Genomic DNA, 21,364 nt, shown 5'->3' with positions numbered 1-21,364 from the left:
TCTTCCTCATCAGCCTCAAGGCGGGGGGGACGGGCCTCAACCTGACCCAGGCCGACACCGTGCTGCACCTCGATCCCTGGTGGAACCCGGCGGTGGAGGATCAGGCGAGCGATCGGGCACACCGCATGGGCCAGACCCAGCCGGTGACCGTCTATCGCCTGGTGTGCGAGCAGACGGTGGAGGAGAAGATAGTGGCGCTGCACGACGAGAAGCGAGCACTGGCCGACGGCCTCCTGAGCGGCCAGTCCGAGGTGAAGGGGCTGGATGTGGAGAGCCTGCGGGCACTGCTGATGAGCTGACGGCGGGCTGTCGCTCGATGTGACAAGGGGAGCATCCGTGATGCTCCCCTTGTCGTTTGTGGCGGTGCCGAGCCTGCGCTACCCCTGATAGAGGTAGAGGTGCAGCCGCTCTATGATGGGGTCACCGCCAATCTTGCGATCCCGACGTGCCTGGCGCAGCTTGGGCGGGTAGTGGCCCAGATGGGTGACGGCCGGCTGGGTATCGGAGCAGAGCAGCAGGGGAAGGCTCGCCTTGATCTGCTGCTTGCGGGGCTCCCGGTCCTGCCAGAGCAGGTTGATCATGGGGTGGGTCTTGACCGGCCTGCGGATCCGCAGGGCCGCATCCGCCGGCAGGCGGCGAATGTCGTATACCTCCTGATCCACCATCTTGCTCCACTCTTCGTTGTCAAAGAGCGCCGGTACATACCGGCGGCTGCGCTCCAGCATCTCCAGTACCTGCTCCTGGCTGAGGCGGCTGATGCTCTGCTTGTCGGCCCAGGTGAAGCCCAGCGAATGCAGATCCCCCTGAAGCCAGGTCAGCTTGCGATAGACCTGCAGGGTGATGACGCCGGGCAGGGCGCCGTGCACCAGCTCGAACTTTTCGTCCCGCCCGCCCGCCGCCTGGACCATGGCCTTGAAGGCGAGCTTGTGCGCGTTGATCTCCTCGATGACGGGGGCCAGCTCCCTGGCGCAGGCGGCAGGAAAGCGCAGCCAGCCGGGCAGACGGTGGGTCGCCTTGGTGGAGCAGCCGGGGCGGGCGCTGTGGTCCTGAAAGGCGGCGAGGGTGGCGGCCAGGGCCGCCTCGCCCGAGAGATAGCCCACCTCGATGGCCTCGATGGGCTCATGCTCTTCCCCCTGGGCCACGGCCGGGAGGGGATAGACATGAGCCTCCAGCAGGTCGAGCTGGCCCAGTTGCCGGGCAAGGCGTGCCAGCGACGCCTCCAGCAGGGCCATCTGTTGACGCAGGGCGGCGGTGGGGGTAAAGGTGTCCATCGGCAGATCCTGTGTGTGTGCCGCTCCCCCTGTTCAGCATGGTATCGGGACAACGTGGGGAGGCAGCATGATAAACCACTGTATAAATAACCATACCAGTATGATGGCAGGGTGCCAAGTGTCCGGTGCCACCCTGACGATGGGGGTGACATGGGGGCATCCGGTTCAGGTTGCCTGTTCGTATCTTTTTGTTAAATAACGATCTTGTTGCGATCTATTTGTTAACAAAACCTGGTGACTGAGAGTTTGCACCCTGCTGACTCGCCGTCGTGCCGTGCATAGCTAGCGTGGGAAAGTGCATAGTTAGAAGTGGGTGGCGCAGGAGAAAATGCTGCCAGGTTGAAAGGGGGAAAGTTTCAGCATTATTTCATTTTAAAATCATATGGTTATGGTTATTGCCCTGGCGATATCAACCATTACTTTTACTAATGTCATGTATCAAAATTCGTCAATTGAGGCACCTCCCCGCCCTGACTAAGCTTTGCGCATCAAATCCGAGCCTTGCGCAGAACGAGAGAGAGGAGCCATATCATGGCCAACATGACTTATACCGAAGCCGGTTACCAGCATTCCAGCGAATCGAATCTGGTTGCTCGCGTCAAGATGACCGTCCTGACCTGGCTGGAACGCAGCCGCAGCCGTCGCCAGCTCTCCGAGCTGCCCGCCTACCTGCTCAAGGACATCGGTCTGAACGAAGCCGACCGCTATCAAGAGACCACCAAGCCGTTCTGGCGTGGTTGATCAGCCGGGCATGGATGCCTTGTTTTTCTGCTGATCCCAGGGGCATTCTGCCCACCCGTCTGCCGAAGGCATGCTGCCTTCACCTGCCGATACCCGTTCACTGATTTCCCTCTCCCGTGTTTCCCCCCGCTTGACCCTGTTGCATGAGTTGTCACTCATTCTCGCCACTGTTGTATCCTTACTGTTTGAATTTGTTTAAAAACTGATTTTAAGCCCGGTTGCCTTGCGTATAATCCGGCCATGGCATTCCAGACTAAAGGGTGAGACGGATGATTCCCCAGCATGACTTTTTGGCCCTGACGCGCCGCCATGAGTGGCAGCTCGAGCCTTTCGCCTTCAATCTGACCGACGGTACCCGGGTGAGCGTGTGGGATACCGGCGTGATCTGCCTGGAACCCGCTTCCGAGGCGGGGCAACCCGGGCACAAGGACATCGTCCTCTCCTGCGGCATCCACGGCAACGAGACCGCCCCCATCGAGATCTGCAACCAGTTGCTGACCCGGTTGCTCGCAGAGGAGCTCAAGGTTCGTCACCGGGTGCTCTTCCTCTTTGGCAACCCCGCCGCCATGAACCAGGGGGTGAGGGAGGTGGAAGAGAACATGAACCGCCTCTTCTCGGGCGCCCACAGCAAGGGGGAGGGGCTGTGCAACCGGGAGCGCATCCGTGCCATGCGTCTGGAGCAGTATGTGAGCCGCTTCTTTGCCGACTCGGGCAGGCCCCGTTACCACTACGATCTGCATACCGCCATTCGCGGCTCGCGCCACGAGAAGTTTGCCGTCTATCCCTTCCCCCACGAACGCCCCCACTGCAAGGAGCAGGTACGTTTCCTCGGTGCCTGCGGCGTGCGCACCATACTGCTCTCGAACGGCCCGACTACCACCTTCAGCTATTACAGCTCGCACCAGCACGGCGCCCATGCCTTTACGGTGGAGCTGGGCAAGGTGCGGCCTTTCGGTGAAAACGACATGACTCGCTTCATCGAGGTGCGCCAGACATTGCAGGAGCTGGTGACCCGGGATGAGGTGGCCCTCGAGCCATGGCGAGCCGATGACTTCACCCTTTTTGCCATAGATCGGGTGATCAACAAGCAGTCGGAGCAGTTCCGCTTCCTGTTTGCCAGCGATGTGGACAATTTCACCGAATTTCCCCAGGGTTTTGTGCTGGCAGAAGATGGGGATCGGCAATACAGGGTAGAGAAACCGCGGGAGGCGGTGGTCTTCCCCAACGCCAACGTGGCTATCGGACAGCGCACCATGCTGCTGGTAGTACCCACCCGTTTGTGGGAGTGAATTGACGCCTTTTTCTCATGCTGAACCTGCGCCACGGGCGGTGGCAAGCAGCATGACGGTGATGGGCGTGATCCCGAACTCGATATGACAGGGAGCCTGAACAGGCTCCCTTCTTTGTTTCTGCTCGCCGAAAGTTCCGATTACCTTCGAAAATAAAAGAAGTTTCTACTGGTCTTACCTGGATGAATCTCGTTGCTCTTTAGTTAACATGTTGTTTACATTTTAAATGTCACCTCATGGTGGTGACGCTGACAACGGCAAGGAGCCAGTTATGACCCATGTCGACATTCCCTTCCTTCGTTACCTCGATGAGGAGGGGCGCCCGGTCGCGACACTGCCGACCTGGCTGGACAAGGCGATGCTGCACACCTTCTACCGCAACATGGTGATGGTGCGCAGTTACGACAAGAAAGCGATAGCACTGCAGCGAACCGGCAAACTCGGCACCTTTCCCTCCCATCTCGGGGCGGAAGCGGTGGGGATCGGTGTCGGGCTCGCCATGCAGCCAGAGGATGTCTATGTGCCCTACTACCGGGACATGCCCACTCTCTACGTGAGGGGCGTGCCAATGGAGCAGAACCTGCAGTATTGGGGCGGCGATGAACGGGGCAGTGTCTTCTACAAGGCCGATGGCGAGTTGTCGGAAGACTTGCCCATCTGCGTTCCCATCGCCACCCAGATCACCCATGCTGCCGGCATCGCGGCCGCCTTCAAGCTGCGCAACCAGCCCAGGGTCGCCGTGGTGACCATCGGCGATGGCGGCACGTCCAAGGGAGACTTCCTCGAGGGGCTCAACTGTGCCGGTGTCTGGCATCTCCCCATGGTGATGATCATCAACAACAACCAGTGGGCCATCTCGGTGCCGCGCAAGTTGCAGTCGAGCGCGCCCACCCTGGCCCAGAAGGGCATAGGGGCCGGGGTGCGCAGCCTCCAGGTGGACGGCAATGACGTGGTGGCGGTCTATGAGGCGACCCGCGCCGCCGTCGAGCGGGCTCGCAGCGGCAAGGGGCCGACGCTCATCGAAGCCGTCAGCTACCGGCTCGGGGATCACACCACCGCCGATGATGCGACTCGCTATCGTGACGGCGCCGAGGTGGAAGCGGCCTGGGCCAGGGAACCGGTCAAGCGGCTGCGCCAGTTCATGTTTGAACGGGACTGGTGGGATGAGCAGCAGGAACAGGCACTGCTGGCAGAGGCGGGCCGGGAAGTGGAACGCGCCGTTGCCGCCTACGAGGCCATCACGCCCCAGGCGCCGGAGACCCTGCTCGATTACCAGTTTGCCGAGCTGCCGAAGGCCTATCTTGCCCAGCGCCAGCGCATCATCGCCAAGGGCATGCTGCAGAGCGGGGAGGGACTATGAGCGATGTCACGCTGCTCGAAGCGATCAATCTGGCGTTGCACCACGAGATGGCACGCGATCCTGATGTGGTGGTACTGGGGGAGGATGTGGGGGTCAACGGCGGTGTGTTTCGCGCCACCGTGGGGCTTCGCGATAAATTCGGGTTCAAGCGGGTCATCGATACGCCGCTGGCCGAAGGGCTCATCGCCGGGGTGGCGGTGGGCATGGCGACCCAGGGGCTCAAACCCGTGGCCGAATTCCAGTTCCAGGGCTTCATCTTCCCGGGCATGGAGCAGATCATCTGCCAGGCGGCACGGATGCGAAACCGGACCCGTGGCCGTGTCACATGTCCCATCGTCTACCGCTCCCCCTACGGCGCCGGCATCCATTCGCCCGAGCACCACAGCGAGAGCGTCGAGGCCCTGTTTGCCCATATCCCCGGGCTGCGGGTCGTTATCCCTTCGAGCCCGAAGCGAGCTTACGGCCTGCTGCTGTCGGCTATTCGGGATCCGGATCCCGTGATGTTCTTCGAGCCGGATCGCATTTATCGCTCCATGAAGTCGGATGTGGTGGATGACGGCATCGGCCTGCCGCTGGATGTCTGCTTTACCCTGCGTCCCGGCCGGGACATCACTGTGGTGGCCTGGGGAGCCTGCATCCAGGAAGTCATGCGGGCGGCGAACCTGCTGGCGGAGCAGGACATCCAGTGCGAGGTGCTGGATCTTGCCACCATCAAACCCCTGGACATGGAGAGCATCCTGACCTCGGTACGCAAGACCGGGAGGTTGCTGGTAGTACACGAAGCCTGTGGCAGTTTTGGGGTGGGGGCCGAAATCGTGTCCCAGGTGACCGAAGAGGCGATGACTGCCCTCAAGGCGCCGCCAAGACGCCTCACCGGCGTGGATGCCGCCGTCCCCTACTATCGCAACGAGGAGTATTACCTCATCACCGAGCAGGAGATCGCGCAGGCAGCTCGGCAACTGATGGAGAACCAGTGGCTATGACGCGCGACAGGTACGGATGCGCAAGTGCCTAGGCCACAGGGCTCCATGGTGTCTGTCAATGTTTGGTGATGTCCCAGCAGAGGGAGAGCAGGTCATGAAATTTTTCAAATTGCCGGATCTGGGCGAAGGACTGGCCGAGGCCGAGATCGTCGAGTGGAAGGTGAGCGCCGGTGATACGGTGCAGGTAGATCAGGTACTGCTGTCGGTGGAGACGGCTAAGGCGTTGGTGGATGTGCCCTCGCCGGTGGCCGGGGTCATCGCCAGATTGTGCGGGCAGGAGGGGGACATCCTCCACATCGGGGCACCGTTGGTGGAGTTTGAAGGGGGCGAGGATGACGGCACCGTCGTTGGCAAGGTCAGCGCCCATCAGCAGCATATCGAGGATCATTTCGTGGTGGGGGCCATGGCGCCCGGCGGTACGTTGGTGCAAGCCATGCCAGCGGTCCGTCTGCTGGCGCAAAAACTGGGGCTGGACATCGACAAGGTCAAGGGAACCGGCAGCGCTGGCATGGTGACCGAGCAGGATGTGCAGCAGGCGTTCGAGGCCCAGCAGGAGAGCGGCAACGAATTCCTGAAAGGCTCGCGCCGGGCCATGGCCAAGGCGATGGAGCTCTCGCACCGGACTGTGGTGCCGGTGAGCATCACCGACGAAGTGGACTTGCGCCACTGGCGCCCGGATGAAGATGTGACTGTGCGCCTTATCAAGGCGATCGGCGTGGCGTGTCGGGCCGAACCCTCCATGAATGCGTGGTTTGACGGAGAGACCCTGTCGCGGCGTCTGTTCAGGGAGGTCAATGTGGCCATCGCGGTTGACTCCAAGCATGGGCTCTATGTGCCCGTGATGGAGAACGTGGCTGAACGGGACTCGGCTGACATACGGCAGGGACTGGATCGGATGATCGCCGATGTCAAGGCCCGTGCCGTGCCGCGGGAAATGCTGCAGGGGGCAACCATCACCCTCACCAACTTTGGCGCCATCGCTGGCCGTTACGCCAGCCCCATCGTCACACCACCCCAGGTGGCCATCATAGGTGCGGGCAAGTTGTTCGAGAAGGTGGTGTTCATCCACGGTGAGGCGCGCCCGGTGCGTGCACTTCCCTTGTCGATGACGTTTGACCACAGAGCCTGCACCGGTGGAGAGGCGGCTCGCTTCCTCAAAGCCTTGGTCCAGGCACTGGAGTCGGCGCAGGTCTGACCCGCTGTACCCCGCCGCTGGCGGGGTACAAATTTGTTTGCGTAATCGACAAAGGCACGTATAATGTTAACCAGCTTGAAAAGGCGATAGTTATGTCAATGAATATGATGTTTTACATCTTTTCCTGTTGTTCATAAGTAATCCCGTTTTTTGAGCTTTACCCGCTGAAAAGCATAAGTAATTATTTTGAATACAGGTTTAAAGATATGTCTAACATGATCACCGGTACCGTTAAGTTTTTCAACGAAACCAAAGGTTTTGGCTTCATCCAGCAAGAAAACGGCCCGGACGTTTTCGTTCACTTCAGCGCTATCCAAGGTAACGGCTTCCGTACCCTGGCTGAAGGTCAGCGCGTACAGTTCTCTGTGACCCAAGGTCAAAAAGGCCCGCAGGCTGAGAACGTAACTGCTCTGTAATTCTTGCAGAATTTAAGAAAGCCGTGGTACCTCTGGTGCCACGGCTTTTTGTTTTCATGGCTTCATCAATACGCGTCATGACCCTGCTCGCATCCCTCTTGCTGACCGTGGCGTTGACCGGTCAGGCCAGCCCGCCAACGCCGGATCCTGCGGTGAATGATGCCGTGTCCGTGTGTCAACAGTTTGTACATGTTCGCCTGGGAAACGCGGTGAAACCCGATGAGATCAGGGTACAGCCGGTGCCAAAACGGGCGGGAGAGTGGCTGGTCGATGGCAAGATAAAAGGACCCGAAGGTCCTTTGCTGTTTGCTTGTCTGCTGCGACAAGGAGAGCGCTGGGAGTTGCTCAACTTCTCGCTCTGGGCACCACAACCGCTCAATTCGGCTTGAGTGCGACCAGCAGGTGTTGGAGATGCTCCAGCATGGTCATGCCGAAAGGGGTCAGATAGCCGCCATCTGCCGCGGTGATCAGGCCCTGGCTGTGCAGGCGCGCTGCCGCCTGGCAAAGCGCTTCCGACATGTCGCTGCGCAGCTTGATCCCCAGGCTCATGTTGGCCGGATCAAAACACGCCAGTATTTTCAGCTCATTCACAAAATCGTCAGAAACCTGGTTGATCCCACTCATGGATGCACTCCTTACGCTAAAGATGTATGCAACCTAGCATCCCCGGTGCCTCTTTAGTGGGCGCTGGCTCAAACAATTGGCCTTTATCGGGGCCGCTCTGGTTCAAACGCTGCTTTTTTGGACGCTATCTATCACCGGTCCGGCTGGACGCAAACGCCCCCAGCAAGGCAAACATGCTAGAATGGCACCCTCGTTCACCCTCATGACCAGGCGTGATGCCAGGTCATCTTGTTCAAGGCGCGTCTCATGATCACTGTCACTCTGGTCTCTCTGCTGCACTCTCTGGGTCCCCGTTTTCCTGTTTATGCTCCCTCCTTGCTGCTCCCTCTCCTAGCGCAACATCAAGGAGATCTCTGGCTGCCGGCCATTCGCGGGGAAGACGTGACGACCCTGCGTCAGCATGGCAAGGATGCCCAGAGTCTGGCTACCTTGTCGGCAGGCTGGTGTGAATTCGCGGCCCAGAGCAAAGAGACGCCGGAGCTCGATGCGCTGGCAAGTTACGATGAGGAGATGCTGGACAACCTGCAGATGTACTGGCGCCACCCGAGCAAGATAAACAGCCCGATCACCGATAACCTGTTCGAGCTGCGCCGCGAGGTGGTGGACGAGGCCCATGGCGGCAAGCTGGTTGCTGCCTGGAGTGCCGCCCAGCAAGCACGGCTTGAGCAGATCATGGTGGGGGTCGCTGCGGGGCGGGATCAGCTCTGCTTTGTGGAAGTGGAGTCCGCCTATTGGCTGAGGGAGCGACTGGGTGAGACCGCGGGACTCCGGCTGTTGACCCCCGAGCTGGGGTGAGGCGATGGAAAGACGGATGACCTATTACTCCTGCTGGACAAGGGGTCGGCAAGATGTGAACATGTCGCCCTTTATTGAACGAGAGACTTGACCGATGAGCTATGAACTTAGCGACACCGAGCGCAATGCCGCGCTGCAACTGAACGCCGATTACCGCTTTGATCACTTCATCAGCAAGCTGGTCGAGCACGAAGAGCTGTTTGTCCTGACCGACGAACACGGCGTCATGATGCTGACGACCGAAGAGGAAGACTGCATCCCGGTATGGCCGCATCCCGACTACGCCAAGGCCTGGGCCGAAGGGGAGTGGGCCGAGTGCAAGCCGCAGTCCATCACCCTCAAGGTGTGGCTGGATCGCTGGGTGGACGGCATGGAGCAGGATGATCTCTGCGTGGCCGTGTTCCCGACGCCGGATCAGGAAGGCATTGTGCTGGACCCGGCCGACGTCGCCGACGCCATTGCGCAAAAGCAGGCCAAACGCGGCTGAGCGCCCTCTGCCTGGTGCCATCCCGGTTGTAACAAAGACCCCGCCAATGTGCGGGGTCTTTTGTTTTAGGGCCGACGGTGCCAGCTGCCCTATTTTTGCTGGTAGGTGGTATCCGTGATGGTCACTGGCGGGAAGGTCTGCCCCCCTTTGATGGCGGCCCGGGTCTGCGCCTTTGCCGCTTCGTCAATCCAGAGCAGGCCGCCAAAGCTGTAACCCGAGTTGGAGCCGTCGAGGGGCCAGTAGAGCAAGTCGCTCTGGGGGGTTGCCGGCACCTTGGGCAGGCGTATCCAGCGCCAGGCGCCGGCCCGGGTATAGGGCACCTGATAGGCGGGGACGAAGCTGGCGAGCTCATAGAGTCGCTCCTGGATCTGGCGGGAGAGGTCGGCCTTCTTGCCGAAATCGAACGCCTTGTCGTATTGCTCCACCAGGGCTGAGATCCTGTCGTCATCGATGTTCATGATGTTGTTGGTCTGGGGCTTGTTGGCATTGACCCTGTGGAAGTGTTCCCAATAGGCGGGATAACGACCACCGCTCCAGGCCATCCAGGCACTCTGGTGTTTTTTCTCCAGCATGGATTTGAAGCCGGCAGACGCATCCATCAGATTGAGCTCGAGGTTGAGCCCCGCCTTTTTCGCCTCTTCCCGCAGCAGGGTGAGACGCTGGGCATGTTCCGCCGTGGTGTAGGTGATGCTGAGGGAGAGGGGCTGGTCCTTGTCGTTTCGCAAGATGCCATCCGGTCCGGTCTTGGTAAAGCCCGCCTTGGCAAAGAATTCGCGAGCAAGGGCGGGATCGAAGGGGCGCGCCTTGAGGTCGGTATTGGTGAACTCTCCCTGGCCCGAGCCATAGGTGTTGAGACGCTGGTAGTCCCCCCGCAGCAAAGTCGCGATCATCTTGTCCAGGGCGAGGGCGTGCTGGATGCCGAGTCTGACGTCGAGATTGCTCAGCAAGGGATCGGCGGTGTTGAGATAGAGCCCCATGGGGGGCTGAGGCGTCTGGTTGTAGAACCAGAGCCGCTCGATATAGCCCTTCTCGAATTCGGCGGTCTTGCTCTTGTCGTGCCACCAGTTGGGCATCACGAGGGGGAAGGTATCGAGCTCACCGCGCAGGAAGTGCTGCCAGGCGATGTTCTGATCCCTGAGCACCTTGATCTCGATGCGATCCGGATTGAAGCGGTGCTGGAAGTAGCGCTCGTCGTTCCCCCACCAATCCTTGACCCGGTCGAAGGTAACCGACTTGCCCTTCTTGAGCTCGCCAATCTGGTAGGGGCCGGTGACCGGCAGCACCTTCCAGTTGTACTCCTTGACCCAGTTGGCGGTCAGCTTGATGGCGTGGCTGGGCTCCGGGGTGAAGGGGAGAGCTTCGAGCAGATCTTCCCGGCTCTTCTCGGTGCCGCTGGTGATGGCGAGGGTGTGATCGTCAAACTTGGTCACTTCGCTTATCTGGGTGCTGTAGTAGTTGTTGTACCAGGGGTCGTTGATCTCCTTGCTGCGCATCATCTTGAGGGTGAAGACCCAGTCATCCGCAGTGACGGGCTGGCCGTCCGACCAGCGGGCCTTGGGGTTGATGCGAAAATAGAGCGTCTTGTTATCCGTGCCAAAAGCCCACTGGTTGGCCAGCATGGGGATGGGATTACGCGTCACGGGATGGGTGCTCAGGAGCGGCAGGTTGGTCTCGCGCACGTAGGCTGCAAAACCGCCGTTGGAATCCGGCCCGTATTTGCGCAAGGTGAGCGGAAAGCTCGACATGAAATCCCGGAAGGTGCCGCCTCGCTTGGCCTCGGGGTCTGCATAGACGGGGTCGGTGTCGTTGCTCTCCCATTTGAGATCTGCCGGCAGGGTGGCACTCCAGCCGAACGGGCTCCAGCAGAAGGGGAGCAGCATGGCCGTGACCCGCATGATGCCTGGTAAAGAGGGAATGATCGAAAGTGACGGATGACGCATGTCCTTGCTCTCCTGATGATGGCATCCTGCCGAAATAACGGGGTGGGCCCAAGAGGGCCTGACCCATGATGGGAAGTTTCCCGGGCGAGGTCAATCCTCGGTTTGGGTCTTCAAGAAGCGCATCTTGCCCCCCAGCAGATGCACCACGAAGCCGAGCAGCACCAGACCCGAGCCCAGCCATTGCAGGGGAGTGGGGTGTTCATCGAGCAGCAGGGCGGCGGCCACCATGCCGACACAGGGCACCAGCAGGGAGAGGGGGGCAACCTGGGCCACCGGATAGCGCATCAGCAGCCTCCCCCACAGGCCATAACCGAGCCAGGTGGCGATAAACGAGAGATAGAGCACGCACAAGACGCCCTGCCAACGGATGTTGAGCAGGCTGCTTGCGATGAGTTCGGGCCCCTCGAACAGCCAGGAGAGCGCGAAGAAGGGCAGGATGGGCACCAGCCCGCCCCAGGCGACCAGGCTCGGCAGAGAGGTGCGATAGCGCAGACCTATCTGGCGATTGATGACGTTGCCAAGGCCCCAGCAGGCGGCTGCGCACAGCGTCAGCACAAACCCGATGAGGGTGAGGTTGCCCTCGCCATGGGTGGCAATGAGATAAAGACCTGCTCCCGCCAGCGGCAGTGCCACCCAGTGGTGGGGCTGCCAGCGCTCTCCGAGCCAGATCATGGCGAACAGCAGGGTGAAGACCACCTGGGATTGCAGCACCAGGGAGGCCATGCCGGCGGGCATGCCGAATTTCATGGCGCAGAACAGGAAGGCAAACTGGCCCAGGCTGATCGCACCGCCATAGGCCAGCAGCCAGCGCCAGGGCATGGCAGGCCTGGGGACCAGCAGAATGGCCGGGAAGACGACTCCGACGAAACGCAGTGCTCCCAGCAGCAGTGGGGGGATGCCTTCCAGCCCCCACTTGATGGCGACGAAGTTGAGTCCCCAGCAGAGAATGACCAGGGCGGCCAGACACTTGTCCTTGGTTTGCATGCGGCATCCTTGTTTGAGCGGCGCCCGCACGGCAGGGCGCCGAAGGGGTCGAGCATACCTGCTACAGGGTGGGCACCGTCAAGGGCGCAGGTGTCTACCTGCACACCGGGCGAGCGCGGGCGGGCTAAGCTAAAAAGTGAGCGCCCCGATTGACGGGTTGGCGTCGATGGCTAACCGGAGGTATTCCATGGTGAAGACTTGCGCCGCGCGGTGCGCTGGCTCAGCGAACACCATTGCCGCGAGCAGCCGTCAACAAGCCGGACAGGTTAGACGAAGTTGGCCAGGTTGATGCCAAACTCCTTGGGGTCCACCGTGCTCTCTATGGTCTCTTGAACCCCTTTCTTAGCGAGATCCAGCCACTGCACATCGAGATAGTGTCGACGACCGGCGTGATAGATCACCTTGACCACGGGCTTGAGCGGTTGTTGTTCATTGCGTTGCATTACGACAGCCAAACGTTGGTTGGAGAGCTGCACCAGGGTGCCCACCGGATAGACCCCCATGCACTTGATGAATTTGGTCACCAGGTCGGCATCAAAATGCAGATCAACCCCCTTGAGCAAAATGCGAAACGCCTGGGTAGGCTGCATGCCTTGTTTGTAGACCCTGTCTGCCGTCACCGCATCGTAGACATCGACGATGCCACTCATGCGGGTGTAGAGGGAGAGCTGATCCCCCTTGAGGCGCCGCGGGTAGCCGGTGCCATCGATCCGTTCGTGATGATTGGAAGCGACTTCCAGCATGATGGGGGTGATGCCGGCGGTGGCGGCCAGGATGTCGTGGCTGTGGATGACGTGCTCGCGCATCACCTCCAGCTCCTCATCGGTGAGCTTGCCCGGTTTGTTGAGCACCTCGTCCGGGGTCATGATCTTGCCCACGTCGTGGAGCAGGCCACCCAGGGTCAGCTCCTTGAGCACGCTGCGATCCAGCCCCAGATAGCGGCCGAAGTTCGCCAGGAGGATGGCGACATTCATGGAGTGCTCCATCAGGTAGGCATCCTTGGCACGGATCCGCGCCAAACAGAGCATGGCATCGCCGTGGGTGAACATGGTATCGACCATCTCTTCGGCCACGGCGGCAAGGGGCGTGATGTCGATGGGCTCACCGGCCTTGAGATGGCGAATGAACTTGCCCTGGAGTTCGCGCGCTTCCTGATAGAGCCGACGGATCTTGAGCTCGCGCCCTTCACCACTGCCGATCTGACGAGAGGAGCCCGCCCCGTTTGTCACCACATCCGCCGGGCTTGCCGTGCCCCCTCCCGGCAGCTTGCTGCGGGCAAGATCCACCCGCACCGTCAGCACGCCGCGCCGGATCAGCGCCTCCACCTGTTGAGGGTTGGTCACCATGCCCGTCTGGGCAATTTCCATGGCGCCGGTCTGGCTGACAATGGCAATGACATACATGCCAGGTTTCAACTGGCTGACGGGGATGACGGGGTGAGACTTCGTCGGCTTCATGGGTACATCCTGGGCTTATTATTATGTGTGATGTCGGTCTGCTGACGGCAGTCTATCACTGGCACATCATGGCGTCAGGCGCCATCTTGAGTCCCTGTCGCTTAGTACTGGTGTTGTCGGGTCTGACCGATATAATGTCGCCCCCAATCATGATGGATTCCGAGGTTTTTGCATGCGGCTCGACAAATTTCTTTGCGATTGCTCCGATTTGACCCGTTCCCAGGCGGGCAAGCTGATCCGTCAGGGGGAAGTGCTGGTAGACGGCGTGCTGGTCAAGCAGCCCGCCTTTCACATCAATGAGCAACACCAGATCGAGTTTGACGGTGTGACCTTGACCCTGAACCTGCAGAATCGCTACTTCATGCTGCACAAGCCGGAAGGATATGTCTGCTCCAACGAGGACCCGGATCACGCCACCGTGTTCCACCTGCTCGACGAGCCGGCCATGGGCAAACTGCACGTGGTGGGGCGCCTCGATCTCGATACCACCGGGCTGGTGCTGATCACCGATGACGGCCAGTGGTCCCATCGCATCACGTCGCCCCGGCACGAGTGTGCGAAGACCTACCATGTCTGGCTGGCTGATCCCGTGAGTGAAGAGGCCATCTCGCCCTTTGCCGACGGTATCTACCTGCGCAACGAGAACGACAAGACCCGCCCTGCGGAGCTGGAAATCCTGGACGATCGGGAAGCACGCCTGACCATCCACGAGGGCAAGTATCACCAGGTGAAGCGGATGTTCGCCGCCATCGGCAACAAGGTGGTCGGACTGCATCGGGAACGCATCGGCGATCTGGCTCTGGACGATGAGCTGGCACCGGGGGAATACCGGGAGCTGACCGAAGAGGAAGTGGCTCTGTTCTAGGGGCGCGATCGCCTCTCTCCCTGTCCGGCGCGGGGGAGCATCGGCGGCTCAGAGCCGCCGATGGGCGTGTTGGTCCTTCCTTCTTGCAGGAGAGACGGGGCTCAGTTCCCCATTCCCAGCACCAGGGCCGTGCCCAGGGTGGCCAGCAGGGCTCCGGCCCAGGCGGGGAGCGAGGGACGCATCCCCGAGTGCCACCACAGCAAGGGCAGCAGAATGACCGGTGTGGTGGAAGACAAGATGGCCACCATGCCCACATCTCCCTGACGCAGGGCCACCAGGATCAGGGTCATTCCCAGCGTCATCGCCAGAAATCCGTTGATGCCTATCATGCCGAGCACCTGCCGGTTGATGGGGTTGTGCGGCATGGCGAGCGGCAGGCGCAGCGCCCGCAAGACGCAGTGTGCCAAGAGGGCGCTGCCCATGCGCACGCCGGAAGCGCTCACCGCGTCCACGGTGCCGCTCATCATCACCGGCTTGGCGATGATGGCTCCGAGGCTCTGGCACAGGGCTGCGGTGAGGCCAAGGGCTATGCCGACCACGAGGCGGCCGCGCACCTGCTCCCATTCGTTCTGCTGGTTGTCGCCACGACGACCAAACAGGATGGCGAGCATGACCCCGGCCAGGACCAGCAAGGCGCCTGGCAGGCGCCAACCATCGAGCCGCTCGCCAAAGAGCCAGAGCCCAAGCAGGGCGGAGAAGAGGGCGTGGCAGGAGAAGAGCAGACCGCTGCGCCTGGGGCCGAGTCGGTTCATGCAGGCAAAGAGGGCGGTGTCGCCGACGAAGATGCCGATGAGGCCGGAGAGGGCCAGCAGGGGAAGGGCGCTCTCGGTGAGGGTCTGCCAGCCTCCCGTCACCAGACTTGCGCTGGCCAGCATCAGGCTGACCAGGAACATCCGCCAGCGGCTGTAGGCAAAGGCCCCCAGATGGCGAGCCGGTTTGACGGAGATGAGGGCGGCGATCGCCCATAAACTGGCGGCAGCCAGCGCCAACCATTCGTAACCCATAAAGACCCCTGAAACGGTAGACGACAACCGGACCTACAGGCGACATATCACCCCGGGCCGATTGCTTACGGGGCAGGGGAGCGTGCCTTCTTGCTGTCGCACGCACCCGTGGCGGCCGTGTCGTCATAAAACCATGAAAAAAATAGCCCGGAAGACTCCCTCTATCGGGCAGGCCCGATACAATACGGGCCGTCTTCGGGGATAACAAGCGCGGCATCATGCATTCGTTTCCAGGCGCGCCGCCGGCCTTCTCCCTATTGCAGTCAAAAGAATTGAACGAGGTTAATGTATGTTTTACCGTTTCGCCGTCAGGCCAGCCCGTCGCTGGCTATCTCCCTTACTGCTTGGATTGATGGCGGTGCCGCCGTCACTGGCTAGTAGCGTGGTTGAGCAGACTTACATTTCAGATAGACAAACCCTGGTCAAAGGCAATGGCGCCGAACCCGAGTCCCTCGATCCGGCCCTGATCCGCTCCGGCTTCCCAGGGGAGGTGGTGCTGGTGGACCTGTTCGAGGGGCTGGTGAGCGAGGATGGACAGGGCATGATAGTGCCCGCCCAGGCCCAGCGCTGGGAGACCAGCGAGGATGGACTGGTGTGGCGTTTCTTTCTGCGTCCCCAGCTCAAATGGTCCAACGGCGAGCCCCTCACAGCCCGGGATTTCGTCTACGCCTGGCGGCGGCTGCTGAATCCGGCGCAGGCTTCCCCCTCCGCTGGCCTGTTGCTGGCGACCGGCATCAACAATGCCCAGTCCATTTATGCCGGTGCGCTCGATCTCGATGCCCTGGGGGTGGAGGCCGAAAGCGACCAGATCCTGAAAGTGACCCTGGAGCGTCCCGTTCCCTATTTCCTGCAACTGGTCAGCCAGCGTCCCTTCGTGCCGGTCAACGAACGGGTCATCACCCAGTTTGGCAAGCAGTGGACCCAGCCAGGCAAGATGGTGAGCAATGGCCCTTACAAGCTGGCGAGCTGGGTGGTGAACGAGCGCATCGAAGCCGAGCGCAACCCCCAGTACTGGGATGACGCCCATACCCGGATCCAGCGGGTGACCTACCTGCCGCTCGCTTCCCAGCATGGGGAGCGGCTGCGTTACGAAGCGGGGGAGATCCAGCTCACCAACAAGGTGGCGCTGGAGTACTACCAGAAGACCATGCAGGAGGCACCGGAGCGGATCTGGGGTTTGCCGCTGCTTGGCACCTATCTTTATACCTTCAATCTCAATCTCCCTGAATTGCAGGATGTGCGGGTGCGCCAAGCGCTCTCCATGGCCATTGATCGCTACCTGCTGACCGAGAAGGTGAGCGGCCAGGGAGAACGTCCTGCCTGGTCATTGCTGCCCGCCATGCCAGGTTATGACGAACTGGATATCCCCCTCTCCCGGGAAGACCAGTCAACTCGGTTGGCCCGCGCAGCCGCGCTGTTGGCCCAGGCAGGCTACAACAGCGCCCATCCTCTCAGGTTGACACTGACCTACAACACGTCGGAGAACCACAAGAAGCTGGCTCTGGCGGTGGCGGCCATGTGGAAACCGCTGGGGGTAGAAGTCTCCCTCAACAACATGGAGTGGAATGCTTATCAGGTGGCCAAGAACAGTGGTGATTTCATGCTGGCTCGTTCATTTTTGTTTGGTGATTATGTCGAGCCGTCGTCCATGCTTGGCAGTTTCCGCTGCCAGGATCCCCAGAACGAGAGCGGCTACTGCAACCCCGTCTTCGATGGTCTGCTGCAGCAGGCCTCCGAGACCCTGGATGCCAACGTTCGGTCCGGGATCTATCATCAGGCCGAGCAACTGCTGATGGAGGAGGTGCCCGTCATCCCCGTCTATCACTACAACCAGATGAGACTGGTGGACCCGGCACTGCGCGGCTTGCCGAGCCGCAACCTCAAGGGCGCCATCGCCACCAAGGATCTCTATTTCAGCCAGCCATGAGGAGTGTGGAATGAAGATTGCCATTATCTCGGATCTGCACGGCAGTCTGACTGCCCTCGAGCAGGTGCTGGCGCAACTCGCTCCCTGGCAGCCTGATCACTATCTGCTGCTCGGGGATCTGCTCAATCACGGGCCGCGCAATCCGGTGCCGGCGGGGTATGATCCTGCTGCCGTGGCGGCAAGGCTCAACCAGCTGGCTCCCCGCATCATGGCGGTGCGTGGCAATTGCGATTCGGAGGTGGACCAGATGCTGCTCCACTTCCCCATCACGGCGCCCTACAACCAGCTACTGGTGGATGGGCGGCGTTGGTTTGTCAGCCACGGTCATCTCTATGAGCCCAGCAACGTGCCCCTGCCTGCAGGGAGCCTGTTCATCAGCGGTCATACCCATGTGCCTGTACTATGTCAGGAAGGAGAGATGATCCTGATGAACCCGGGGTCTATCTGTTTTCCAAGGGGCGAGTGGGTGGCCAGTTATGGGCGATATCACGAGGGCCGCATGAGCATTCATGCCTGCAAGGATGGAGAAACCCTGATGCAGCTGGTGCTCTGACTAGGGGCCCAAAAGGAGAGGAAGCCCGAAGGGGGAGAGGAGATCAGGCCTTGATCCCGAAAGAGCGGGTGCCTGAGCGGGTATTGCCTTTGGCGTCATAGGTCAGGGAGCTGCTGTCTCTGAGCTTGCTGAGGAAGCTGGCGAGACGGCGATTGGAGACAATACTGAGTTCGAGCAGACGTCCGTTGAGATTGTTCTGCTCCTGGCAGGCTTCCAGCTTGGCTTGAAGGGCCTGCAATTGGGTCGGGAAGGCGCTCAGCTGTTGCTTCAGGTCGGGTAGCTCCGCCAGAGTCTTGTCCAGCGTCTCGATGGCCACCAGCAGTTGCTGCTTGCGATCGGCGAGTGCCGGCAAGGCAAGGGCCCGGTGAGCCTTGAGGAGGTCGAACTCCTCTGCCAGCAAGCCTTGCATCTGGGAGAGGTTGTCGTCCTGAGCGCGCAGTAGCGAAGGGAGGTCCATCATCCCAACCGTTTATCCAGATCGGCTTCAAAGCTGAACATCTTTCTGGCCACGGTTTCGCTGTTGACCTTGTACTCCCCACTGGCCACGGCCTTCTTCAGGCTCTCGACGCGGCTCTCGTTACCGGTGGAGGCGGTGTTGAGGGTCTTCTGCATCTGTTGCAATTGCTGCGCCTCACTGGTCAAGGAGACAGAGTCGCTCTTGACGGTCGTCGCACGGCTGCTCTCGCTGGAGGTCGCCGACTTGGTGACTACACCTTGGCTGTTGCCGCTGTTTTGCAGGCGGTTGTTAGCCAAGTTGTTGATATTGTTGATAGCCATAAGGTTTACCTTCGTCTGCTTTGCTGTTCGCTTACCTGTGTATCGGTGACGGCGGTCAGAACTTTAGAAAAAAATTGCGCAGTGCATTCCTGTGTCAGAATGTCACGACCACGGAGCCCACTGCACTGACCTGGCCTTGCACCGTTCTGCCCGAGCGCGTGTTGACAAGCCGGATCATGTCTCCGAAGCTGCCATCTTGCAAGGCGCGGGCCATGGTTTTGATCTGCATGCTGCTGTTTTCAGCACTCAGGGTGACCTGGTCCCCCTTGCAGACCACGCAGACCTGGGTCAGTCTGATTGGCTGGCCCGGTTTGAGCTCACGTTTGCTGCGTACCCCGATGAGTGCGGTCGGATCGGTAAGGTAGTCGCCACGGATCAGGGTTTGGTCCTGGTATGCCAAGGTCAGCATCGGTTCGCTCAGGATGTCTCCCTTGGCAACCGGGACGGCGACAGTGACATAGGGTTTCTGGATGCTGACCCGGACAGGGAGATAGAGATCCCAGGATTTATCTCCCTCGCACTTGAGGTAGACGGTGGTGTTGCGACGGATCTCCATCCGGGCGGGGAGGGAAATGGTGAGGGCATCTTCGCAGCGCGTGAGGGGGAGGCGCTCGTCAATGGTGCCGGCCTTGACGTCGGCCTGTGCATCGAGGGGAATATCGAGCTGGTCGAGCACGAACGCCTGTGCCTGTTCTTGCAGATAGTCGGTGACCTCGGACGCCATGGCGTGAGACAGACTGCAAAACGGCAGTAAGATAAGGAAAAGTCTACTAATCATTTTTGCTTACCGGTCGATAAGTTATTCACGTATACCACCGTAGTTAACTATGCTTGCTCCAGAATTATTCTGTTGTTGAAACAACGATGGTCTGATGCAAGTCAATGTGCATGCATAATGATATGCACGATCAGTGCCAAGCATTTTTAGGGAGTGTTTATGGCGAGTGTTCTGGACTCGGTTAACCAGCGAACCCAATTAGTGGGACAAAATAGGCTGGAGCTGCTGCTGTTTCGTCTCAATGGACGTCAAAGATTTGGCATCAACGTATTCAAGGTACGCGAGGTGCTGCAGTGTCCCCCTCTGACCGTCATGCCCAAGCTCAACTCCTGCATTCGCGGCGTGGCACATATCCGTGGCCAGACCATCTCGGTGATCGATCTCAGCATGGCGATGGGCAAGCGCCCCATCCAGGATCTCTCCAAGTGCTTCATCATCATCTCCGAGTACAACCGCTCCATTCAGGGGTTCCTGGTCCACTCGGTCGAGCGCATCATCAACATGAACTGGGAGTCCATTCTGCCGCCACCCAAAGGGGCTGGTCGCATCAACTACATGACGGCAGTGACCGAGGTAGATGGCGAGCTGGTGGAGATCTTGGACGTGGAGCGCATTCTCAACGAGATTTCGCCGGTCTCCACTGAGGTGTCCACCGAGTTGGTGGAAGCAAGCGTGGAGCGCAATCCTCACGGGCGTCCCGTGCTGGTTGCGGACGACTCTTCGGTTGCGCGCAAGCAGGTACAACGTGCACTGGAGGCTATCGGGGTGCAGTGCGTGCTGGCCAAGGATGGACGGGAAGCGCTCAACATGTTATTGGAGATGTCCAAAAATGGCCCCATACATGATCAGATTGCATTGGTTATTTCAGATATTGAAATGCCGGAGATGGATGGTTATACCTTCACCGCCGAGATCCGCAACAATCCCAACCTCAAGGATTTGCATGTTATCCTGCACACTTCCCTCAGTGGGGTGTTCAATCAGGCCATGGTGCAGAAAGTCGGAGCGAACAATTTCATTGCCAAATTCCAGCCGGATGAATTGGCCAAGGCCGTACAAGGCGCTCTCTAATCAAGAAGAACAACTGCATGAAGACACTTTCGGACGACTTATACAGGCAATTCAGCAATTTTCTGGCACAACAGAGCGGCATAGTACTGGGTGACAACAAACAGTATCTGGTTAAAAGCCGCCTGTCGCCCTTGATGACTCAGTTTGGTATCGAGAGTCTGTCTGATCTGGTCACCCGGGCGATGAGCGTGCGCGAGCGGGAACTCAAGATGGCAGTGATCGATGCCATGACCACCAACGAGACTTTGTGGTTTCGCGATACCTATCCGTTCCAGTTATTGAGTGACAAGATTTTCCCGGAGCTTGGTAAGAGCGGTCGCACCATCAAGATATGGTCTGCCGCCTCTTCGTCCGGACAGGAGCCCTACTCCATCGCCATGACGGCGCTGGAGCAGCAAGTTAAACGGCCGGGTAGCATGCCGGGCGGGGTGCAAATAGTAGGGACCGATATATCCAGCACCATGCTGAACCAGTGTAAGGAAGGGATCTACGATAGCCTTGCACTGGCTCGCGGGCTTTCCCCCGAGCGCAAGCGACTCTTTTTCGAACCCTATGGCGACAACAAGATGCGGGTGGTGGAACGTGTCAGAAAATTGACCAGCTTCCGCCCTCTCAACCTGCTGGAGAGCTACAGCCTGCTCGGCAAGTTTGACATCATCTTCTGTCGCAACGTGCTCATCTACTTTGCGCCCGAAGTGAAATCCAAGATCCTCAACCAGTTCGCCAGCAGCCTCAATCCTGGCGGCTACCTGATGCTGGGGGCCTCCGAGTCTCTGGCTGGCCTCACCGATAAGTTCGAGATGATCCGCTGCAACCCCGGCATCGTCTACAAGGTCAAATAACCCCG

The 21,364-nt window shown here is 59.9% G+C and carries 24 protein-coding genes; 15 read left to right on the top strand and 9 right to left on the bottom strand.

Annotation, left to right across the window (positions count from 1 at the left end; all coding sequences use genetic code 11):
* A partial coding sequence (locus J9893_RS00760) for a C-terminal helicase domain-containing protein (protein WP_210621908.1) occupies positions 1–299 on the top strand: 299 nt, incomplete at its 5' end.
* 78 nt (positions 300–377) lie between these two features.
* Here J9893_RS00760 and J9893_RS00755 read toward each other — a convergent pair.
* Positions 378–1,271, bottom strand: coding sequence for a DNA replication terminus site-binding protein (locus tag J9893_RS00755; RefSeq protein WP_052814709.1), 894 nt, complete (start codon positions 1,269–1,271; stop codon positions 378–380).
* A gap of 531 nt (positions 1,272–1,802) precedes the next feature.
* Here J9893_RS00755 and J9893_RS00750 point away from each other — a divergent pair.
* The 7 genes from J9893_RS00750 (at position 1,803) to J9893_RS00720 (ending at position 7,644) form a co-directional block, all read left to right on the top strand.
* Positions 1,803–2,012, top strand: coding sequence for a DUF1127 domain-containing protein (locus J9893_RS00750; RefSeq protein WP_010675316.1), 210 nt, complete (start codon positions 1,803–1,805; stop codon positions 2,010–2,012).
* Positions 2,013–2,281: 269 nt separating this feature from the next.
* Positions 2,282–3,301, top strand: a complete 1,020-nt coding sequence (astE, locus tag J9893_RS00745; RefSeq protein WP_210599830.1) for a succinylglutamate desuccinylase — start codon at positions 2,282–2,284, stop codon at positions 3,299–3,301.
* A 271-nt stretch (positions 3,302–3,572) separates the two neighbouring features.
* Positions 3,573–4,661 (top strand): pyruvate dehydrogenase (acetyl-transferring) E1 component subunit alpha, encoded by a 1,089-nt coding sequence (gene pdhA / locus J9893_RS00740; protein ID WP_210599829.1) that lies wholly within the window; start codon positions 3,573–3,575, stop codon positions 4,659–4,661.
* A complete protein-coding gene (locus J9893_RS00735; protein WP_210599828.1) occupies positions 4,658–5,644 on the top strand; it encodes an alpha-ketoacid dehydrogenase subunit beta in 987 nt (328 codons plus the stop codon). The genes pdhA and J9893_RS00735 overlap by 4 nt, the downstream gene beginning before the upstream one ends.
* 94 nt (positions 5,645–5,738) lie before the next feature.
* The gene (locus tag J9893_RS00730; protein WP_053288328.1) at positions 5,739–6,839 is read left to right on the top strand and encodes a dihydrolipoamide acetyltransferase family protein; all 1,101 of its coding nucleotides are present in this window, start codon (positions 5,739–5,741) and stop codon (positions 6,837–6,839) included.
* A gap of 206 nt (positions 6,840–7,045) precedes the next feature.
* Complete coding sequence (locus J9893_RS00725) at positions 7,046–7,255, top strand: cold-shock protein (protein WP_005302803.1); 210 nt, start codon at positions 7,046–7,048, stop codon at positions 7,253–7,255.
* Positions 7,256–7,332: 77 nt separating this feature from the next.
* The gene (locus tag J9893_RS00720; protein WP_103260431.1) at positions 7,333–7,644 is read left to right on the top strand and encodes a hypothetical protein; all 312 of its coding nucleotides are present in this window, start codon (positions 7,333–7,335) and stop codon (positions 7,642–7,644) included.
* On the opposite strand, the gene J9893_RS00715 is transcribed toward J9893_RS00720, so the two are convergent.
* Positions 7,631–7,879 (bottom strand): TIGR02647 family protein, encoded by a 249-nt coding sequence (locus J9893_RS00715; RefSeq protein ID WP_010675310.1) that lies wholly within the window; start codon positions 7,877–7,879, stop codon positions 7,631–7,633. The two genes, J9893_RS00720 and J9893_RS00715, sit on opposite strands and share 14 nt — an antisense overlap.
* Before the next feature lie 246 nt (positions 7,880–8,125).
* Here J9893_RS00715 and J9893_RS00710 point away from each other — a divergent pair, with 246 nt between their 5' ends.
* A complete protein-coding gene (locus J9893_RS00710) occupies positions 8,126–8,674 on the top strand; it encodes a hypothetical protein (RefSeq protein ID WP_045524136.1) in 549 nt (182 codons plus the stop codon).
* Positions 8,675–8,768: 94 nt separating this feature from the next.
* Complete coding sequence (locus J9893_RS00705) at positions 8,769–9,161, top strand: DUF2750 domain-containing protein (RefSeq protein WP_010675308.1); 393 nt, start codon at positions 8,769–8,771, stop codon at positions 9,159–9,161.
* 89 nt (positions 9,162–9,250) lie between these two features.
* On the opposite strand, the gene J9893_RS00700 is transcribed toward J9893_RS00705, so the two are convergent.
* The 3 genes from J9893_RS00700 to J9893_RS00690 form a co-directional block, all read right to left on the bottom strand.
* Positions 9,251–11,101 carry an extracellular solute-binding protein gene (locus tag J9893_RS00700; protein WP_225159936.1) on the bottom strand — a complete coding sequence of 617 codons (1,851 nt, stop codon included), beginning with the start codon at positions 11,099–11,101 and terminating at the stop codon, positions 9,251–9,253.
* A 90-nt stretch (positions 11,102–11,191) separates the two neighbouring features.
* Complete coding sequence (locus J9893_RS00695) at positions 11,192–12,085, bottom strand: EamA family transporter (protein ID WP_010675306.1); 894 nt, start codon at positions 12,083–12,085, stop codon at positions 11,192–11,194.
* 266 nt (positions 12,086–12,351) lie between these two features.
* Positions 12,352–13,542 (bottom strand): HD-GYP domain-containing protein, encoded by a 1,191-nt coding sequence (locus tag J9893_RS00690; RefSeq protein ID WP_210599827.1) that lies wholly within the window; start codon positions 13,540–13,542, stop codon positions 12,352–12,354.
* A gap of 172 nt (positions 13,543–13,714) precedes the next feature.
* On the opposite strand from J9893_RS00690, the gene rsuA reads away from it, so the two are divergent.
* Positions 13,715–14,407 carry a 16S rRNA pseudouridine(516) synthase RsuA gene (gene rsuA, locus J9893_RS00685; protein ID WP_210599826.1) on the top strand — a complete coding sequence of 231 codons (693 nt, stop codon included), beginning with the start codon at positions 13,715–13,717 and terminating at the stop codon, positions 14,405–14,407.
* 101 nt (positions 14,408–14,508) lie between these two features.
* Here the strand turns inward: rsuA and J9893_RS00680 are convergent, their stop codons facing one another.
* Positions 14,509–15,411 carry a DMT family transporter gene (locus tag J9893_RS00680; RefSeq protein WP_010675302.1) on the bottom strand — a complete coding sequence of 301 codons (903 nt, stop codon included), beginning with the start codon at positions 15,409–15,411 and terminating at the stop codon, positions 14,509–14,511.
* Between the two features lie 289 nt (positions 15,412–15,700).
* On the opposite strand from J9893_RS00680, the gene J9893_RS00675 reads away from it, so the two are divergent.
* Together J9893_RS00675 and yfcE are read left to right on the top strand one after the other, a co-directional pair.
* The gene (locus J9893_RS00675) at positions 15,701–17,338 is read left to right on the top strand and encodes a peptide ABC transporter substrate-binding protein (RefSeq protein WP_052814883.1); all 1,638 of its coding nucleotides are present in this window, start codon (positions 15,701–15,703) and stop codon (positions 17,336–17,338) included.
* Positions 17,339–17,348: 10 nt separating this feature from the next.
* Complete coding sequence (gene yfcE, locus J9893_RS00670; RefSeq protein ID WP_069652525.1) at positions 17,349–17,891, top strand: phosphodiesterase; 543 nt, start codon at positions 17,349–17,351, stop codon at positions 17,889–17,891.
* A gap of 43 nt (positions 17,892–17,934) precedes the next feature.
* On the opposite strand, the gene J9893_RS00665 is transcribed toward yfcE, so the two are convergent.
* From J9893_RS00665 to flgA, 3 genes are all read right to left on the bottom strand, one after another.
* On the bottom strand, positions 17,935–18,351 hold the full coding sequence (locus tag J9893_RS00665) for a flagellar protein FlgN (RefSeq protein WP_052815062.1): 417 nt from the start codon (positions 18,349–18,351) through the stop codon (positions 17,935–17,937).
* A complete protein-coding gene (gene flgM / locus J9893_RS00660; protein ID WP_210599825.1) occupies positions 18,348–18,668 on the bottom strand; it encodes a flagellar biosynthesis anti-sigma factor FlgM in 321 nt (106 codons plus the stop codon). Before flgM ends, J9893_RS00665 begins: the two co-directional genes overlap by 4 nt.
* Positions 18,669–18,762: 94 nt before the next feature.
* Positions 18,763–19,368: a flagellar basal body P-ring formation chaperone FlgA gene (flgA, locus tag J9893_RS00655; protein WP_029314756.1), complete on the bottom strand. Its 606-nt coding sequence runs from the start codon at positions 19,366–19,368 to the stop codon at positions 18,763–18,765.
* 237 nt (positions 19,369–19,605) lie between these two features.
* Here flgA and J9893_RS00650 point away from each other — a divergent pair, with 237 nt between their 5' ends.
* Both J9893_RS00650 and J9893_RS00645 read left to right on the top strand, forming a co-directional pair.
* Entirely contained in the window at positions 19,606–20,517 is a 912-nt protein-coding gene (locus J9893_RS00650) for a chemotaxis protein CheV (protein WP_053288335.1), read from the top strand.
* A 17-nt stretch (positions 20,518–20,534) separates the two neighbouring features.
* Positions 20,535–21,359: a protein-glutamate O-methyltransferase gene (locus J9893_RS00645; protein WP_052815061.1), complete on the top strand. Its 825-nt coding sequence runs from the start codon at positions 20,535–20,537 to the stop codon at positions 21,357–21,359.
* The last annotated feature ends 5 nt before the right edge of the window (positions 21,360–21,364 follow it).

It is taken from the genome of Aeromonas sp. MaB10011B (genome assembly GCF_017939325.1).
GTDB classification, from domain to species: domain Bacteria; phylum Pseudomonadota; class Gammaproteobacteria; order Enterobacterales; family Aeromonadaceae; genus Aeromonas; species Aeromonas caviae.
The sequence above is the reverse complement of the archived record's forward strand: the minus strand, read 5'-3'. Positions and strand labels throughout refer to the sequence as shown.

Excerpts from the sequence above, each read along its gene's own strand:
- J9893_RS00715 (WP_010675310.1), bottom strand. The coding sequence starts at position 7,879 with ATGAGTGGGATCAACCAGGTTTCTGACGATTTTGTGAATGAGCTGAAA.
- J9893_RS00735 (WP_210599828.1), top strand. The coding sequence starts at position 4,658 with ATGAGCGATGTCACGCTGCTCGAAGCGATCAATCTGGCGTTGCACCAC.
- J9893_RS00705 (WP_010675308.1), top strand. The coding sequence starts at position 8,769 with ATGAGCTATGAACTTAGCGACACCGAGCGCAATGCCGCGCTGCAACTG.
- J9893_RS00680 (WP_010675302.1), bottom strand. The coding sequence starts at position 15,411 with ATGGGTTACGAATGGTTGGCGCTGGCTGCCGCCAGTTTATGGGCGATC.
- yfcE (WP_069652525.1), top strand. The coding sequence starts at position 17,349 with ATGAAGATTGCCATTATCTCGGATCTGCACGGCAGTCTGACTGCCCTC.
- J9893_RS00730 (WP_053288328.1), top strand. The coding sequence starts at position 5,739 with ATGAAATTTTTCAAATTGCCGGATCTGGGCGAAGGACTGGCCGAGGCC.
- J9893_RS00675 (WP_052814883.1), top strand. The coding sequence starts at position 15,701 with ATGTTTTACCGTTTCGCCGTCAGGCCAGCCCGTCGCTGGCTATCTCCC.
- J9893_RS00690 (WP_210599827.1), bottom strand. The coding sequence starts at position 13,542 with ATGAAGCCGACGAAGTCTCACCCCGTCATCCCCGTCAGCCAGTTGAAA.
- J9893_RS00695 (WP_010675306.1), bottom strand. The coding sequence starts at position 12,085 with ATGCAAACCAAGGACAAGTGTCTGGCCGCCCTGGTCATTCTCTGCTGG.
- flgM (WP_210599825.1), bottom strand. The coding sequence starts at position 18,668 with ATGGCTATCAACAATATCAACAACTTGGCTAACAACCGCCTGCAAAAC.
- J9893_RS00645 (WP_052815061.1), top strand. The coding sequence starts at position 20,535 with ATGAAGACACTTTCGGACGACTTATACAGGCAATTCAGCAATTTTCTG.
- J9893_RS00725 (WP_005302803.1), top strand. The coding sequence starts at position 7,046 with ATGTCTAACATGATCACCGGTACCGTTAAGTTTTTCAACGAAACCAAA.
- J9893_RS00720 (WP_103260431.1), top strand. The coding sequence starts at position 7,333 with ATGACCCTGCTCGCATCCCTCTTGCTGACCGTGGCGTTGACCGGTCAG.
- pdhA (WP_210599829.1), top strand. The coding sequence starts at position 3,573 with ATGACCCATGTCGACATTCCCTTCCTTCGTTACCTCGATGAGGAGGGG.
- astE (WP_210599830.1), top strand. The coding sequence starts at position 2,282 with ATGATTCCCCAGCATGACTTTTTGGCCCTGACGCGCCGCCATGAGTGG.
- J9893_RS00665 (WP_052815062.1), bottom strand. The coding sequence starts at position 18,351 with ATGATGGACCTCCCTTCGCTACTGCGCGCTCAGGACGACAACCTCTCC.
- rsuA (WP_210599826.1), top strand. The coding sequence starts at position 13,715 with ATGCGGCTCGACAAATTTCTTTGCGATTGCTCCGATTTGACCCGTTCC.
- J9893_RS00650 (WP_053288335.1), top strand. The coding sequence starts at position 19,606 with ATGGCGAGTGTTCTGGACTCGGTTAACCAGCGAACCCAATTAGTGGGA.
- J9893_RS00700 (WP_225159936.1), bottom strand. The coding sequence starts at position 11,101 with ATGCGTCATCCGTCACTTTCGATCATTCCCTCTTTACCAGGCATCATG.
- J9893_RS00750 (WP_010675316.1), top strand. The coding sequence starts at position 1,803 with ATGGCCAACATGACTTATACCGAAGCCGGTTACCAGCATTCCAGCGAA.
- J9893_RS00710 (WP_045524136.1), top strand. The coding sequence starts at position 8,126 with ATGATCACTGTCACTCTGGTCTCTCTGCTGCACTCTCTGGGTCCCCGT.
- J9893_RS00755 (WP_052814709.1), bottom strand. The coding sequence starts at position 1,271 with ATGGACACCTTTACCCCCACCGCCGCCCTGCGTCAACAGATGGCCCTG.